We start from the raw sequence: 15216 nt of genomic DNA on the forward strand, positions 1-15216 counted from the left end.
CCTTGCGCAACCTGACCGGCCAATGCAGGCCAGGCGCACGGGTCAGGCAACTGTCAGTGCCCTTTTCCGGACAAGCGGTCCATGCCGGCATAAAACAAGCCGGAAAACAGGAAGGTGACGTGAATCCCGACCATCCAGGCCAGATGGCGATCAGACAGGTTATCGACATTCATGAACGCCTTAAGCAGTTCAATGCCGGAGATCGCGACGATTGAACCAATCAGCTTCAACTTCAGGTCAGAGAACCCGATATGACCCATCCATTCCGGACGATCCTGATGATTATGCAGATCGTCCATTTTGGACACAAAGTTCTCGTACCCGCTGAACATGATGATGATCAGCAGGTTCATGATCAGGGCGATATCCACCAGCGACAACACGCCAATGATCAGTTGCCCGCCCGTCGCCGTCATGATGTCGGCAAACAGCACCCAGATTTCCTTGGCAAACTTGACCAGCAAGACAACCAGTGCAAGCGCCAGCCCCAGATACACCGGGCCCATGACCAGCGACTGGTAAACAACACATGTTCAAACGATTTTTCGAGGCGTTTCATACAGAGCGTCTTTAATAAAGGAGCGACATTTTATCGCCTACTCAACCGTCACACTTTTAGCCAGATTACGCGGTTTATCCACATCGGTGCCGCGTGCGCAGGCCGTATGATAGGCCAGCAATTGCAACGGCACCGTATGCAAGATCGGCGACAGCTTGCCATAATTCTCGGGCATGCGAATCACATGCATGCCGGGTGCCGCCACAATTTTTGTATCGGCATCGGCGAACACATACAGTTCGCCACCGCGCGCGCGCACCTCTTGCATGTTCGACTTCAGTTTTTCAAGCAGTTCGTCGCGCGGCGCAATCGTAACCACCGGGATCTGGTCGGTGACCAGCGCCAGCGGGCCATGCTTCAATTCGCCAGCCGGATACGCCTCGGCATGGATATAACTGATCTCTTTAAGCTTCAAGGCCCCTTCAAGGGCAATCGGGTAATGCATGCCGCGCCCCAGGAACAGCGCATTCTCTTTGCTGGCAAAGCGGTCGGCCCACGCCATGATTTGAGGCTCAAGCGCCAACACGGCAGAAATCGCCACCGGCAGGTGACGCAACGCCTTCAGGTAGCCGGCTTCTTGTTCATCGGTCAGTCGCCCCTTGACCTGGGCCAATGCCAGTGTCAACAGGAACAACCCCGTCAACTGCGTTGTAAACGCCTTGGTTGACGCTACACCAATTTCAACCCCGGCACGGGTGATATACGCCAGCTTGCATTCTCGCACCATGGCGCTGGTCGCCACATTGCAGATCGTCAGTGTATTCGTCATGCCCAGGTGACGGGCATGCTTCAGCGCAGCCAGCGTGTCGGCCGTTTCACCCGACTGCGAAATGGTCACCACCAGCGTACGCGCATTCGGCACGCTGTCGCGGTAACGATATTCACTGGCAATTTCAACGTTGACCGGTATTTTGGCGATAGATTCGATCCAGTAGCGTGCGGTCACACCGGCGTAATAGCTGGTACCGCAAGCCAGGATCAATACATTGTCAATGTCATTGAACACCTTGTACGCCCCGTCACCGAACAGTTCGGGCGTAATGCTCTGGATGTCCTGCAGCGTATCGCCAACGGCGCGCGGCTGCTCGAAAATTTCCTTCTGCATGTAGTGACGATACGGGCCCAGTTCGGCCGCCCCGGTATGAATGTGCACCGTATGCACAGCCCGCTCTACCGGCTGACCTTGCCCATCGACAATCCATACCCGCGACAACTGCAGGTCTACGACGTCACCGTCTTCAAGGTAAACGATCTGATCCGTCGTACCGGCCAACGCCAACGCGTCTGAGGCCAGGAAATTTTCATTCTGACCCAGGCCCACCACCAGCGGCGAGCCTTGCCGGGCACCGACAACGCGGTGCGGCTCGTCGTGGCAGAACACCGCAATCGCGTAGGCCCCCGCCAGACGCCGTGTTGCCTGCTGAACGGCCTCGAACAGATCGGCGGTATACAAGTGGTCGACCAGGTGCGCGATGACCTCGGTATCGGTCTGGCTTTCAAACACATAACCCACCGCCTCAAGCTCGGCACGCAGTTCGTCGTGGTTTTCGATAATGCCGTTATGCACCAGCGCAATACGGGCCGTACCGCGGCTTTGCCCCGAAAAATGGGGGTGCGCGTTATGTGTGGCCGGTGCGCCATGGGTCGCCCAGCGGGTATGCGCAATACCCGTGAACCCCCCAAGGTGGCCCTCCTGGATTTCACGCTCAAGTTCAGCCACCCGTTGCGTGCTGCGCGCCCGGCGCAGCTGGCCATCGGCGTGAACCGCCACACCACACGAATCGTAGCCCCGGTACTCAAGCCGCTTCAAACCTTCGAGCAGGACAGGGGTGACATCACGTTGCGCAACAGCGCCGACAATACCGCACATAACTGGAACTCCTTGATGAGATAACGTATTGTGCGCAATAGTCAAAGAAATTAAATTTCTTATTTAATACGTTGGTGAAATATAATTTCTTTGACTGCAATCTATGAAATAATATTTCACCCCTGCCTTTGCATATGACACACACTCAAGCACACGCGGGCGACCTGCGGCCCCACAAACGCAACTCAACCCTGCTACCAGAAATGCTCTTCGGGGCGTCAACGCGAGCCTCTGAATGACAACGCCCCCGACACCCGCAACACACCTGCACACATCGGGAACGCCAGTACGGCCAACCGCCTCTGCGACAGCGCTCGACGGCCTTGACCGACGCATTCTGGAGGTTTTACAGCGCGATGCCAGCCTGACCAACCAGGAACTGGCCCAACAGGTACATACCTCGCCCCCACCTGCCTGCGCCGTGTCCGGCGGCTGATCCAAACCGGCATCATCGAAAAACAGGTCGCCATCGTTAACCCCGAACGGCTGGGCAACAGCCTGACCGCCATCTGCGAAATCACACTCGACGTACAAACGGCCGAAAACTTCGCCATCTTCGAAGCACACATGATGCAAGACGAAGCCATCGTGCAGTGCTACCGGGTGTCGCCGGGCCCTGATTTCATTGTCGTAGCCAACGTTCCGGATATGCCGGCCTACCACGCGCTGGCCCACCGGGTGTTCACCTCGCAACGCAATGTTCGCAATGTACGCACATTCTTTTCAACGCATCGGGCCAAGTTCGACACACGTGTGCAGATCCTGCCGCCGGCGTAGCCCCACCGCTAACGACCTGGCCTTGGCAACAGGTACAACACCCCGGTACGAATCAACACGACTCAGCCCGCACCGGAAACCAGCCGTTCATAAATCGACACGTAGCGCTGCCCCATCATGGCAACGCCGTGCTCGGCCATGACATACGCATGCGCTTTCTCGGTCACGGCCTGACGCAGCCCGGCATCATCGAGTAAACGACCAACCCCTGCCGCCATGGCACGGTAATCGGCAATATCGCAAAGTATCCCGCGCTCATCGGCCAGCACTTCGGCCAGACCGCCGGCCCGGGTGGCCACCACCGGCACGCGTTGATAAAACGCATCCAGCACACTGCTGCCCAGCGCCTCATGAACCGAAGACAAGGCAAACACATCGAATGCAGAATAAAGTGATTCGATACCCGGCTCAAAACCCGCGAAAACGTAGTGTGACCCCAGATTCAACTCGGTAACCAGCTGGCGGGCGGCAAACGACACATCGCCATCGGCCCCAAAATGAAGAAACAAGACATCGGGATGGGTTTTACGTAAATGATGGGCAGCACGGATCAGTGTCAGAGGGTCTTTTTCACGCGTCAACGCCGCCGCCGTACCGATCACGCGGCGCTGCTGCAGACCATACTGCTGAATCAGTGCATCGATGCGCGCACGATCGGGTTCGACCGGAACGGCCGCACTGCGAATGATGGACACGGACAGACCAAGGCGCCGGGGCTCTGCAGCAGCCGCTTCGCTGATCGCCACAAAACCATCGACACGACGCCATTTCCAGAGTGTTTTGGTAGTTTTTGAAGCGGTTAGCGGAAAAGCAGTGCGACGAGTAAAAACGACCGGGCGACCTAGAGCCGGCTTGAGCGCGGCCAGCCAGGTCAGGGTATTGGCCGTTTGCGCATGCAGAATATCGAAACGACGCCCCCGCACCAGCAAAAACGCCACCAGGCCCGCCACACTGGCTACCTCATGTACGACAAACCCGGCCTGACGGGCAGCCAAAGCCAGGGGCTGACCTCGGCGCGCCAACAACTGCGCATCATGCCCCTGGAGCCGGAACTGCTCCAGACAAAACAGTGTCTGACGCTCACCACCCCGCCAACCCCGCTCAAAATTAAGCAGCAAAATGCGCATGAATCAACCTGTTTCAATACCGCAGATGCGGCAAAAAGCGGAGCAGTGCTAGGCGTCGAGACCTGCCGACGGATCAAAGTGACGCACGATATTGATGACGAGCGCTGATAGCGCCAGTGTGATACCGACACCGATCGCAACCGAAGCCCCATACGGCCCGCCAGCCTGAAACGCCACCGCCGCCAATGCCGTACCAACGCTTTGGCCGAACACCCGCGTGGTGGCCTGCAACCCGCCGGCCGCAGCGCTGCGATGGCGCGGCGCACCCGCCAGCATCGCCCGATTGTTGGGCGACTGGAAAAACCAAAACCAAGCCCACCCACCAGCATGGGCATCCAGGTCGACACCAGCGAGGCCCCTTCAGGCATCAGCAGGATCCAGATCAGCCCACCGGCAGAAAATGTGGCGCCAATACCGCACAGCACGGCCACCGGATAACGGTCAGACAAATAACCGGACACCGGCGCCATGATGGCCGAACCGATAGCCCACCCCCATCAGGATACCGATTTCGGCATAGCCATAGCCCAACACACTGATCAGGTAAAACGGAAACGCCACGAACGCCGTGGTTTGACCGGCAAACACAGCGGCAGAAGCCCCCACGGCATATGCCACCGGCTTGACCCGTAACAAATCAAGCGGAACCACCGGGGCATCCTGCACATGCGAGCGCTGGTACAGCAGCACCCCGGCGATGGCAGCGACCAGCAAGGCAACCAGAGCCCACGATGTCGCACTGAGCAACAGGTCGAGGCCGATCACAAACAACCCCAGCGCCAGCGCACTCAGCCCGCACGCCAGCCAATCGAAGGGCCGCGATACCCGCGGCACATCGGGCAGGAACCTGACCCCGAAATACGTCGCAATACACGCCGGGATATAAAGGAAAAACATCCACTGCCAGGACAGCCACTCGATAATGAACGCACCCAGCGTCGGCCCCAACACAGCCATCACCGACACAATCAGCGAGTTGAGGCTGATACCGAACCCCAACTGCGAGGCCGGGTAAATGTTGCGCACCATGCCGCCAAACATGCACATCAGCATTGACGTACCCACGGCCTGAATCGTGCGGGCCACCATGAGCATGGTGAACGAATTGGACAACGCAACAGCCACGGCCCAGAACATGAACAGACTGATGCCGACCACAAACATGCGTCGGAAACCGACACGCTCGGCCAGTGCCGACAACGGCAACAAGGTGACAAGCATGGTCACGTTGTAGGCGATCATGACCCAAACCACCTTGCGCGGTTCGATGCCCAGATCGGCGGCAATCGCCGGAAGAGCCACATTCGCCATGGTGACATCCAGCGCGGAAATCGCCAGACTGACCATCAACGTGACAATAGCCCAAAGCGGCGCGGCATCGGCAGCCCGTCGGGCGCCGATGCCGCTGCGTGAGCAGGAGATTCGATGACAGTCACAACGCTGACCCTGGCCTCATGACTTTTTGACCGGACGCTGCCAACCGGGAACCGTTTGCTGACGTGTGCGCGACAGCGTCAACTGCCCTGCCGGAGCATCTTTGGTGAGGGTTGTGCCAGCCCCCAGCGTGGCCCCCTTGCCAACCCGGACTGGCGCAACCAGCTGGGTGTCCGAACCAATGAAGACGTCATCTTCAATGACCGTCTGAAACTTGTTGACGCCATCGTAGTTACACGTAATGGTACCCGCACCGATATTGACACGCTCACCGACATGGGCATCACCAATGTAGGCCAGGTGGTTGGCTTTGGACCCTTTACCCAACTGACTATTCTTGATTTCGACAAAATTCCCGACATGCGCCGTATCACCGATGTCGGCACCCGGACGCAGACGCGCATAAGGCCCGATGCGGGCGCTCTGGCCGATACGGGCGTTATCAAGGTGACTGAAGGCATCAATGAACGTGCCGGCGCCAACATGGGAATGGCGTATGACGCAATGCGGGCCGACACGTACCCCGTCTTCGAGCACAACGTGGCCTTCGAACACACAGCCCACGTCAATGAAAACATCGCGGCCGCATTGCAATGTACCGCGCAAATCGAAACGCCCGGGGTCTGCCAAAGTAACGCCGTCGTCCAGCAGACGACGCGCCTGTTCGGCCTGCCAAAGGCGTTCAAGCTGGGCCTGCTGCGCGCGACTGTTGACCCCGAGGGTTTCCCAGGACGCGGACGGATGCGCCGCCCCCACCGAGATGCCTTCAGCAACCGCCATGCCGATGATATCGGTAAGGTAGTACTCGCCCTGCGCGTTATCATTACGCAACTGCGACAACCAGTGCTTGAGCCGGGCCGTCGGCGCTGCCAGAATGCCCGTATTGACTTCGTTAAGGGTCAGTTCTTCGGCAGTGGCATCTTTATGCTCGACGATACGCTGCACCTGCCCGCTGCCATTGCGGACAATCCGGCCATAGCCCGTCGGGTCTGACAGCTTCTCGGTAAGGATAGCCACCCCGCCCCCGCATGCGTCCAGCAAGTTGCGCAAGGTATTGGACTGCACCAGAGGCACATCGCCGTACAGCACCAGGGTAACGCTTTGCGGGTCGTCATCCAGCACCGGTACGGCTTGCATAACCGCATGCCCGGTTCCTTGCTGTGGGCTTTGCAGTACAAAATCAAGACCGGCCTCGTGTGCAAATGCCGCTTTCACGGCATCGGCACCATGCCCGACAACAACCACAATACGCGACGGCTCAAGCATGCGGGCGTTTTCAATGACATGCGCCAGCATCGATTTGCCGGCAACGGCGTGCAGCACCTTGGGCAAGCTGGACTGCATACGCTTGCCCAAACCTGCCGCCAAAATAACGATATTCAACATGAAACGGGGATTAACCTAAAGGGTGTAAGAAAGTGGATCAGGAGGCCGATTTCGGCGCAGTCGGCCGCTTTCGAGGAGCGCGGGACGTTGTCGTCGACTTAACCGCCGCACGGGAAGCACCAGGCTCAGCCGCCTGCGTCTTTTTGAGGCGCGCGCCGGCTTGGCCTGAGCGGCCAGACCCGACACCGCCTGCCCCAGCCCCGACGACATACTCGAAACCGTGGCAGCGGCCCCTTGGATGCGGTTGTGGCCGCGTTCCCTGCCGAGGCCACAACACTTTCAGCATTCTTCAGGCCTGCGGCTGTCGCCGTGGCCAGGCTGTCGAACTGCTGCTGCAGCATGCCCCACCAGGCATCCGCCGAGCCGACCCCGGGCAGGACCGATGACACCGAGGCCGTCCCAGACTCGGGCGCAGCAGAGGAAAACGTGGATGACGATGCCGAAAATGATGAAGACGACGTACCGCCAGACCGGGGCGAAGGCGCATCGGACGCATGCTTGATCTTGGCCTGACCTGACGGCTTGAGCCCAAGCGCAACCTCAAGTGCCGAAGGGGCGTCGGCACCGCCTTCGGCGGCCGGGGACACGAACGACTTCAGGGTGGCGATTGTGGCACGCTGGACTTCCATGCCCTGGATGGTGCTGCTGAGCATCGACAAGTTCATGCGCAACCAGTTCTCGACAGTGCGCAGTTCGTTGATGCGGCGGTCAAGTTCTTCGAGGCTCATGGGGGGCGACCATGGCCGTGCCGCCAAGCGCACCCGCGCCGGCACCGGCACCGGCCAGGTTCTGCCAGGCATGACGCATCATTTCCATGCTGGCCAGCATGGGGTTCTGCGTAGCGTCACCCATTTGAGCAAAACCCGGTAACGCAAAAGGATTGGTAGTCGAGCTTGTCATGATGCCTCCTTGGCCAAACGCGCCGCCGGCGCAGATGAGTTCATTTTAAGCGCATCAGACAGTCAAGCACCACCAATTCGGCTTCAAGGGTAAAGTCGTCTGCCAGCACCCGGTCCCAAACCTCGTCAATGTCAAGCGTCAGAATCTCGCTGACCTCACCATCCTGATTGACCGGACATACCGATGCGTCAAGCACACACTCGCTGACCAGGGCATCCTCAACCTGATAACCTTCCGGCAATCGCCGGTGCATCCGGGTAATGACCCGGACGGGGGTACGCGTGACCAGCATTTCGGGCAACAACCCGGCCTCTTCATGACTTTCGCGCAAAAGCGAAGTATCCAGCGTCTCGCCTGCCGCAGACAACCCGCCAACCAGCGTATCCAGCCTGTCGGGGTCGGTCGTTTTGGTCGCTGCCCGGCGCGCCACATACAAACGGCCGTCCGGGGTCCAGGCATTTAAATGAACCGCACGCGTCAATAGCCCCAGGGCCGCAAGGCCGCACGCTCGATAACACCCAGCACCTGCCCTTCGCCGACAACATCCAGCAACTCGTCGCGCCAGCCGCGCAAACACCCTGCTGCCTTCAGGGTTTCAGCCATCGTCTGCAACACCGCATCAAGCGTCAGACCGCGCCCATGATGCGACTGGACATGCACCGCTTCGGGGGTCACCTGAACGCCGGGCAAGCCTGCAACGGCCTGCGTGGCACGCGCGGTGATCCAGCCGCTGACCCTGCCGGCAACAGTGAGTGGACGCGCCCCGACGGGAGGCAGCTGCTGGATGCGCGGCAACAGTTCACGATAACGGGTCGACACGGCCGCTGAAAGAGACGATGGCAAGGTAATGTTCATGCCGCGATTGTAGTGGAAGCACGGCCATTTACCCCACGACCTGCGCATGTTCGCTATAATTCTGCGGTTTAAAAGCAATTCAATGGGGCAAGTGTTTTCATAGGCCGTAGTACTACGCGCTTGCCATCTGATAATTGTGCGTTCGCCGCAGGCCTCTTGATTACGGCCTATTAATTAAAACTGCCAACGGGCGAAGGCACACCGTATTTCGAGGTCAGCATGAAGAAGTTGAGAGGGGTACTGGGCGCTGGCGCTTTGCTTTCCGCAAGCATGGCAAGTGCACAGGTTGCAGATATGCCGGGGGGCCCAAGGTTAACCAGCTTAACCTCACCACCGGTGTCACACAGATCGCCAACGATATTGCCTGGCTGCACTGGATGATGATCATCATCTGTCTGGTCATTTTCGTGGGTGTTTTCGGGGTCATGTTCTACTCCGTGATCATGCACCGCAAAGCACGCGGCGCTGTCCCGGCCAAGTTCCACGAGCACGTTGGCGTCGAAATCGCCTGGACCATCATTCCTTTCCTGATCGTCATTGGCATGGCGCTGCCCGCCACACGTACCGTGGTTGCCATGAAAGACACTTCAAGCGCCGACCTCACCGTCAAGGTCACCGGTTACCAGTGGAAATGGGGCTACGAGTACGTTGATGGCCCGGCTGCCGGCGTCGAATTCATGTCCAACCTGACGACCCCCATGTCGCAGCGCCTCGGCCTCGAGCCACCCGGTGAGTTCTACCTCATGGAAGTGGATAACCCGCTGGTCGTGCCGGTGGGCAAGAAAGTCCGCATCGTCCTTACGGCCGGTGACGTGATTCACTCCTGGATGGTGCCCGAGCTCGGCGTGAAACAAGACGCAATCCCCGGCTTCCTGCGCGACACCTGGTTCCGCGCCGAGAAAATCGGCACTTACCGCGGCCAATGCGCCGAATTGTGCGGTAAAGACCACGCGTACATGCCCATCGTTGTCAACGTCGTTTCGCAAGAAGACTACGACAAGTGGGCTGCCGAGCAGCAGAAAGCCTTGGCCAGTGCCGCTGACGACCCCACCAAAGAGTGGACCAAAGAAGAACTGGTCACCCGTGGTGAAAAAGTTTACGCATCGGCCTGCGTTGCCTGCCACCAGGCCAGCGGCAAGGGTAATCCGCCCGCCTTCCCGGCACTCGACGGCAGCGCTGTCGTCATGGGCCCAGCCAAAAACCAGATTCTCACGCTGCTGAATGGCGTTAACGGCACGGCCATGGCCGCCTTCCGCGACCAGTTCAATGATGTTGAAATCGCTGCTGTCAGCACCTACATCCGCAACGCCTGGGGCAATGCGGGCAAAGGTCAGGAACCCGTCGTACAACCTGCCGCTGTTTCGGCATTACGCTAACCCTTGTTGGCACCTGTAATTCAATTCACAAGTTTTTCTGCCGGGGCGGCTTGCCTGCCCCGGGAAAAGTAGGAAGGAGTCCACCATGAGCAGTGTTACTGCCGATCACGTCCACGGGCACGATGATCACGCCCACCATGGCGTACCTACCGGCTGGCGCCGGTGGCTGTTCGCTACCAACCACAAAGATATCGGGACGATGTACCTCATCTTCTCGTTCATCATGCTGCTTGAAGGCGGCACGCTGGCCTTGTTGCTGCGTACCGAGCTCTTCTCGCCCGGTCTGCAATTCTTCCAGCCCGAATTGTTCAACCAGTTCACGACACTGCACGGCATCATCATGGTGTTCGGCGCGGTCATGCCCGCGTTTGTAGGCTTCGCCAACTGGATGATCCCCTGCAAATCGGCGCATCCGATATGGCCTTTGCACGCATGAACAACTTCAGCTTCTGGCTGTTGCCCGTCGGTGCCATTCTGTTCACCGCATCGTTCTTCGTACCCGGTGGCGCCATGGCCGCAGGCTGGACCATGTACGCACCGCTCACCCTGCAAATGGGCATGGGCATGGACCTGGCCATTTTCGGCGTTCACATCCTGGGTGCCTCATCCATCATGGGTGCGATCAACATCGTGGTGACCATCCTGAACATGCGCGCACCTGGCATGACCCTGATGAAAATGCCGCTGTTCTGCTGGACATGGCTCATCACGGCTTACCTGCTTATTGCCGTGATGCCTGTTCTGGCCGCAGCAGTCACCATGCTGCTCACCGACCGTCACTTCGGCACCGCGTTCTTCAACGCCGCCGCCGGTGGTGACCCCGTTCTTTACCAGCACGTATTCTGGTTCTTCGGCCACCCCGAGGTGTACATCATGATTCTGCCGGCATTTGGTATTGTGTCGGCCATCATTCCGGCGTTCTCGCGCAAGAAACTGTTCGGCTATGCCTCCATGGTGTACGCAACAGCCGCCATCGCGATCCTGTCGTTCCTGGTTTGGGCGCACCACATGTACACCACCGGCATGCCCGTTACCGGCCAGCTGTACTTCATGTATGCCACCATGCTCATTTCGGTACCTACCGGCGTGAAGATCTTCAACTGGGTGGCCACCATGTGGCGCGGCTCCATGACGTTCGAAACCCCCATGCTGTTCTCGATCGGGTTCCTGTTCGTGTTCACCATCGGTGGCTTCACCGGCCTGATCCTCTCAATGGCCCCCATCGACATCGCCGTGCATGACACGTACTACGTTGTGGCTCACTTCCACTACGTGCTGGTTGCCGGTTCGTTGTTTGCCCTGTTTGGCGGCGCCTACTACTGGCTGCCCAAATGGACAGGCCGCATGTACGACGAGCGTCTGGGCAAATGGCACTTCTGGATGACCATGATCTCGTTCAACGTCACCTTCTTCCCGATGCACTTCACTGGGTCTGGCCGGCATGCCGCGTCGTTATGCCGACTACGCCGCACAGTTCACCGACTTCCACCAGATCGCCACCATCGGTGCCTTCTGGTTCGGCCTGTCGCAGCTGATCTTTGTTTACGTTGTGCTCAAGGCCTACTCGGGTCGTGGTGAAATCGCATCAGCCAAGCCATGGGAAGGCGCTGAAGGCCTTGAATGGACAGTGCCATCTCCCGCACCGTTCCACACCTTCGAAACACCGCCCGTCGTCAAATAAGGCCACGCACACAAATGACACCAGAACAACGTCGCCGCAACCGCATCACCGGGTTGATCCTCGCCGCCATCGTCTTTGCGATCATGGGTTGGGTCATTTACCGCGGCGGCATTGGTGGTTAATTTTTGTACCAGGTTACTCATGAGCAAAGACATCCGAGAACTTTCGCAACGCAAACTGAATTTTTTCCAGACACTCAAGGCTGTACTTTGGGGGTTCTTTGGCGTGCGAAAGGGCAAGGGTTACAGCGAAGATATCGCCAAACTCAACCCCGTCCACCTCATTGTCGCCGCCGTCATTGGCACGATACTGTTTGTGGTCGGGCTGGTCCTGGTGGCACAATGGTTCGTCGCCCAAGCGGTTTGAACCGGTTTGTAAAAATTCAATAACTAGGAGAACACCATGAGTGCAAGTCACTCGGTTACCGACGGTAAGGCACCTTACTACTACGTGCCCGCCGATTCCGCACACCCGGTGCGGGCCAGCGTCGCGCTGCTGATCGTCCTGATTGGCGCTGCACTTTGGGTCAACAGCATTTCGTTCGCCCCCTATATGGTCGGCGCCGGTCTGCTGATGCTGTTTGTCGTCTTGTGGGGCTGGTTTGGCGATGCCATCCGCGAATCCGAAGCCGGCCTCAACAGCCAGCGCGTCGACCACTCGTACCGCTGGAGCATGGCCTGGTTCATCTTCTCCGAAGTCATGTTCTTTGCAGCATTCTTCGGGTCGCTGTGGTACGTGCGTGAAATCACTACGCCCTGGCTGGCCAGCATCGACCACCAGAACATGTTGTGGCCCAACTTCACTGCAGCATGGCCCAACTTCGGCCCTGCCGGCATCGTTGAAGAGTTCCAGACTGTCGGCCCGTTCTGGCTGCCCACAATCAATACGGCACTGCTGCTGACATCCGGCCTGACCCTGACCATTGCCCACCACGCACTGCGCGCGGGTCAGCGTGGTAAAACAGCATTCTGGCTGGCCTCTACAGTCATTCTGGGCTTCATCTTCGTGGCCTGCCAGGCCTACGAATACATCCACGCCTACAACGACCTGAACCTGAAATTCAATTCAGGGGCTTATGGTTCGTTGTTCTACTTGCTCACTGGCTTCCACGGCTTCCACGTCATTCTGGGCGCCACCATGTTGCTGGTCATCTTCTTCCGTGTCATGAAAGGCCACTTCACCGCCGACAACCACTTCGGTTTCGAAGGGGCGGCCTGGTACTGGCACTTTGTTGACGTCGTGTGGCTGGGTCTGTACCTGTTCATCTACTGGTTCTAACCGGCGTATCGGCTACAACTGGCCCGGCGTTAACGCCGGGCTGATTAAAACGGCAAACTGCATAAACAGTTTGCCGTTTTTTTATATCCGTTCCCGCTGCATCCGTTTGTCGTTGTTCGAAACCGGTAACACAGACCCTGCGGGCGCAGGCATCTGCCGACAGGGCCCACCCAGGCCCGCACGACCCTATTGTCTCAGGCCGATTCCAGTACTTTGAATCCAGCCCATGTAATTGGCGAACAACAAGAACAGAAACAGGGCAATCGACAAGCCGATACGGATCGTCAAGGCATTGACCGTGCGATTACTGCCACCCTTGTCGCGCATGAGGTACACAAATGCCGACGCCAGACTGGCCAGAATGCCCAGAAACACCAGAATCACAATGAAGCGCATGCGGCCCTCTCTGAAGAAACTATAATTATCGCAGACATGGCCAACGCTTCTTTTTCATTTCGTATCCTTGCTGCGTTTATCCTCCTGGCGGTGGTGGCGGTGGTTTGCGCCTCGCTTGGCCGGTGGCAGCTGGGGCGCGCCGCCGAGCGCGAAGCCATTCACGCCCGGATCATGGCCGGCCGTCAGGCCACCCCGCTAACCCTCGGCCCCGACGCATCCGCACCAGATCTGCAAGACTGGCGTGCGGCCCAGGTTACGGGCCAATGGCTGAACCGGTATACCGTGCTTCTGGCAAACCGCAACCTTGAAGGCCGCCCGGGCTATTGGGTGGCCACCCGCTGGCGCTGTCCGCATCTGCGCACTCCCGAACCCGCAACACCCCTCGGCCGACTTGTCACCCGCAACCGTCGCTGCCAGCGATCGGGCCATTCTGGTATTGCGGGGCTGGATACCCCGGCCACTGGGGGCCAACGCAACGTTGCCCCCACTGTCGGCCCCGACCGGCCTCCAGACCATCCAGGGCGAACTGCGTGAACACGTCCCTCGGCTGTTTGATCTGGGTACCCTGGGCGGCACAACAAACGCCGGCCTGCCCGCCGACCCGGCGGCCGTGCAAGCGCCGCTGGAAGTACAGAATATCGACCTTGAAAACTTTGCTGCCGTAACTGGCATAAAATTGCTGCCTGCTGTGCTGCAACAAACCTCGGCCGCCGCACTGGAAGACGGCACCCCCTGATTCAAAACTGGCCAACTCCGTCACTCGATGCGGACAAGAACCGGGGCTATGCCGTGCAGTGGTTTGCCTTTGCGGCCATTGCGGCAGGCGCATGGCTGGTTCTGGCCTGGCGCACCCTGCGGCGTCGGTCATCACGCGGCACAATTGCTTTACAAAAGGAATAACTGTGGTTAGCACTACTCCCCGTCCGCCCTCATCAGCGGTCAAGCCGCGTTCGATCAAACCTCTGATCTGGATTCTCGTCCTGTGTCTGGCTCCGGTTGTCTTCGCCCTGCTGGCCTACTATGTTCCGGCACTCGGGCTGCGCCCCGATGGCACAAAAAACTACGGCCAGCTGATTCAACCGCAGCGCCCCATCCCCGCCGCGGACAGTCTGGGGCTGACAACCCTTGATGGCCAACCGTTCGACCTGGCCAGCCTGAAAGGTAAATGGCTGCTGATGACTGCCGACCAGGCGGCATGCCCTGAATCGTGTGTTGAAAAGCTGTTCATCCTGCGTAACTCGCACGCAGCACAAGGCAAGAACGTCGAGCGGGTGGCCCGCGTCTGGTTCATCACCGATGACGCTGAAGTCCCCCAGGTCGTTCAGGATGCGTATATTGGCACGGTCATGCTGCGGGCTGACCCTGAAAAACTCGCCAGCTACCTGACCTCCAACACGGTAGCGCAGCCCGGTGCAAACCCGGCACAAACCCTGGCACAACCCATGTGGGTGGTGGACCCATTGGGCAATCTGATGCTGGAATTCCCGCCCGACGACGGCACTGCGCCCGAAGAGCGCGGGCCCAAAGTACGTAAAGACCTGAGCAAACTGATCTACCACTCGCGCATCGGCTGACAC

Annotated in this window: 15 protein-coding genes and 4 pseudogenes; 9 read left to right on the forward strand and 10 right to left on the reverse strand. The window is 58.8% G+C overall.

The genetic code is table 11. The features are described from left to right. Positions 1–53 precede the first annotated feature (53 nt). A complete protein-coding gene (locus N7E01_RS06760; RefSeq protein ID WP_289175097.1) occupies positions 54–506 on the reverse strand; it encodes a TIGR00645 family protein in 453 nt (150 codons plus the stop codon). Positions 507–596: 90 nt separating this feature from the next. Next, entirely contained in the window at positions 597–2429 is a 1833-nt protein-coding gene (gene glmS / locus N7E01_RS06765) for a glutamine--fructose-6-phosphate transaminase (isomerizing) (protein WP_289175099.1), read from the reverse strand. Between the two features lie 235 nt (positions 2430–2664). On the opposite strand from glmS, the pseudogene N7E01_RS06770 reads away from it, so the two are divergent. Then, positions 2665–3206, forward strand: a pseudogene (locus tag N7E01_RS06770) (Lrp/AsnC family transcriptional regulator). 62 nt (positions 3207–3268) lie between these two features. Here N7E01_RS06770 and N7E01_RS06775 read toward each other — a convergent pair. The 7 genes and pseudogenes from N7E01_RS06775 to N7E01_RS06800 all read right to left on the reverse strand — a co-directional run bounded on the left by N7E01_RS06775 (position 3269) and on the right by N7E01_RS06800 (position 8908). Beyond that, positions 3269–4333, reverse strand: coding sequence for a glycosyltransferase family 4 protein (locus N7E01_RS06775; protein WP_289175100.1), 1065 nt, complete (start codon positions 4331–4333; stop codon positions 3269–3271). Between the two features lie 48 nt (positions 4334–4381). Then, entirely contained in the window at positions 4382–4609 is a 228-nt protein-coding gene (locus N7E01_RS18630; RefSeq protein WP_350494977.1) for a hypothetical protein, read from the reverse strand. A gap of 165 nt (positions 4610–4774) precedes the next feature. Beyond that, positions 4775–5680, reverse strand: coding sequence for an MFS transporter (locus N7E01_RS06780; RefSeq protein WP_350495007.1), 906 nt, complete (start codon positions 5678–5680; stop codon positions 4775–4777). A 105-nt stretch (positions 5681–5785) separates the two neighbouring features. After that, positions 5786–7153 (reverse strand): bifunctional UDP-N-acetylglucosamine diphosphorylase/glucosamine-1-phosphate N-acetyltransferase GlmU, encoded by a 1368-nt coding sequence (gene glmU, locus N7E01_RS06785; RefSeq protein WP_289175102.1) that lies wholly within the window; start codon positions 7151–7153, stop codon positions 5786–5788. A 125-nt stretch (positions 7154–7278) separates the two neighbouring features. Then, a complete protein-coding gene (locus N7E01_RS06790; protein WP_289175104.1) occupies positions 7279–7881 on the reverse strand; it encodes a PhaM family polyhydroxyalkanoate granule multifunctional regulatory protein in 603 nt (200 codons plus the stop codon). Continuing rightward, a complete protein-coding gene (locus tag N7E01_RS06795; RefSeq protein ID WP_289175106.1) occupies positions 7862–8053 on the reverse strand; it encodes a hypothetical protein in 192 nt (63 codons plus the stop codon). Before N7E01_RS06795 ends, N7E01_RS06790 begins: the two co-directional genes overlap by 20 nt. Positions 8054–8093: 40 nt before the next feature. Next, positions 8094–8908, reverse strand: a pseudogene (locus N7E01_RS06800) (NUDIX hydrolase). 219 nt (positions 8909–9127) lie between these two features. Between N7E01_RS06800 and coxB the strand changes: the two are divergent. The 5 genes and pseudogenes from coxB to N7E01_RS06825 all read left to right on the forward strand — a co-directional run bounded on the left by coxB (position 9128) and on the right by N7E01_RS06825 (position 13243). Continuing rightward, a pseudogene (gene coxB / locus N7E01_RS06805) lies at positions 9128–10284 on the forward strand (cytochrome c oxidase subunit II). 85 nt (positions 10285–10369) lie between these two features. Continuing rightward, positions 10370–11965, forward strand: a pseudogene (gene ctaD / locus N7E01_RS06810) (cytochrome c oxidase subunit I). A gap of 14 nt (positions 11966–11979) precedes the next feature. Then, the gene (locus tag N7E01_RS06815) at positions 11980–12087 is read left to right on the forward strand and encodes a cytochrome oxidase small assembly protein (protein ID WP_289175108.1); all 108 of its coding nucleotides are present in this window, start codon (positions 11980–11982) and stop codon (positions 12085–12087) included. 19 nt (positions 12088–12106) lie between these two features. After that, the gene (locus N7E01_RS06820) at positions 12107–12331 is read left to right on the forward strand and encodes a DUF2970 domain-containing protein (protein WP_289175109.1); all 225 of its coding nucleotides are present in this window, start codon (positions 12107–12109) and stop codon (positions 12329–12331) included. A gap of 36 nt (positions 12332–12367) precedes the next feature. After that, positions 12368–13243 carry a cytochrome c oxidase subunit 3 gene (locus N7E01_RS06825; protein ID WP_289175111.1) on the forward strand — a complete coding sequence of 292 codons (876 nt, stop codon included), beginning with the start codon at positions 12368–12370 and terminating at the stop codon, positions 13241–13243. A gap of 186 nt (positions 13244–13429) precedes the next feature. On the opposite strand, the gene N7E01_RS06830 is transcribed toward N7E01_RS06825, so the two are convergent. Then, positions 13430–13639, reverse strand: a complete 210-nt coding sequence (locus N7E01_RS06830; protein WP_289175112.1) for a twin transmembrane helix small protein — start codon at positions 13637–13639, stop codon at positions 13430–13432. A 36-nt stretch (positions 13640–13675) separates the two neighbouring features. Between N7E01_RS06830 and N7E01_RS06835 the strand changes: the two genes are divergently transcribed. The 3 genes from N7E01_RS06835 (at position 13676) to N7E01_RS06845 (ending at position 15213) form a co-directional block, all read left to right on the forward strand. Then, complete coding sequence (locus tag N7E01_RS06835) at positions 13676–14173, forward strand: SURF1 family protein (protein ID WP_289175114.1); 498 nt, start codon at positions 13676–13678, stop codon at positions 14171–14173. Further along, entirely contained in the window at positions 14076–14375 is a 300-nt protein-coding gene (locus N7E01_RS06840; protein ID WP_289175116.1) for an SURF1 family protein, read from the forward strand. Before N7E01_RS06835 ends, N7E01_RS06840 begins: the two co-directional genes overlap by 98 nt. A gap of 166 nt (positions 14376–14541) precedes the next feature. Continuing rightward, positions 14542–15213, forward strand: coding sequence for an SCO family protein (locus N7E01_RS06845; RefSeq protein ID WP_289175118.1), 672 nt, complete (start codon positions 14542–14544; stop codon positions 15211–15213). The last annotated feature ends 3 nt before the right edge of the window (positions 15214–15216 follow it).

The sequence above is a fragment of the Neopusillimonas aromaticivorans genome (assembly GCF_030344915.1).
GTDB lineage: Bacteria > Pseudomonadota > Gammaproteobacteria > Burkholderiales > Burkholderiaceae_B > Neopusillimonas > Neopusillimonas aromaticivorans.

Excerpts from the sequence above, each read along its gene's own strand:
- N7E01_RS06790 (WP_289175104.1), bottom strand. The coding sequence starts at position 7,881 with ATGAGCCTCGAAGAACTTGACCGCCGCATCAACGAACTGCGCACTGTC.
- N7E01_RS06830 (WP_289175112.1), bottom strand. The coding sequence starts at position 13,639 with ATGCGCTTCATTGTGATTCTGGTGTTTCTGGGCATTCTGGCCAGTCTG.
- N7E01_RS06795 (WP_289175106.1), bottom strand. The coding sequence starts at position 8,053 with ATGACAAGCTCGACTACCAATCCTTTTGCGTTACCGGGTTTTGCTCAA.
- glmU (WP_289175102.1), bottom strand. The coding sequence starts at position 7,153 with ATGTTGAATATCGTTATTTTGGCGGCAGGTTTGGGCAAGCGTATGCAG.
- N7E01_RS06835 (WP_289175114.1), top strand. The coding sequence starts at position 13,676 with ATGGCCAACGCTTCTTTTTCATTTCGTATCCTTGCTGCGTTTATCCTC.
- N7E01_RS18630 (WP_350494977.1), bottom strand. The coding sequence starts at position 4,609 with ATGCTGGCGGGTGCGCCGCGCCATCGCAGCGCTGCGGCCGGCGGGTTG.
- glmS (WP_289175099.1), bottom strand. The coding sequence starts at position 2,429 with ATGTGCGGTATTGTCGGCGCTGTTGCGCAACGTGATGTCACCCCTGTC.
- N7E01_RS06815 (WP_289175108.1), top strand. The coding sequence starts at position 11,980 with ATGACACCAGAACAACGTCGCCGCAACCGCATCACCGGGTTGATCCTC.
- N7E01_RS06775 (WP_289175100.1), bottom strand. The coding sequence starts at position 4,333 with ATGCGCATTTTGCTGCTTAATTTTGAGCGGGGTTGGCGGGGTGGTGAG.
- N7E01_RS06825 (WP_289175111.1), top strand. The coding sequence starts at position 12,368 with ATGAGTGCAAGTCACTCGGTTACCGACGGTAAGGCACCTTACTACTAC.
- N7E01_RS06820 (WP_289175109.1), top strand. The coding sequence starts at position 12,107 with ATGAGCAAAGACATCCGAGAACTTTCGCAACGCAAACTGAATTTTTTC.
- N7E01_RS06780 (WP_350495007.1), bottom strand. The coding sequence starts at position 5,680 with ATGGTCAGTCTGGCGATTTCCGCGCTGGATGTCACCATGGCGAATGTG.
- N7E01_RS06760 (WP_289175097.1), bottom strand. The coding sequence starts at position 506 with ATGGGCCCGGTGTATCTGGGGCTGGCGCTTGCACTGGTTGTCTTGCTG.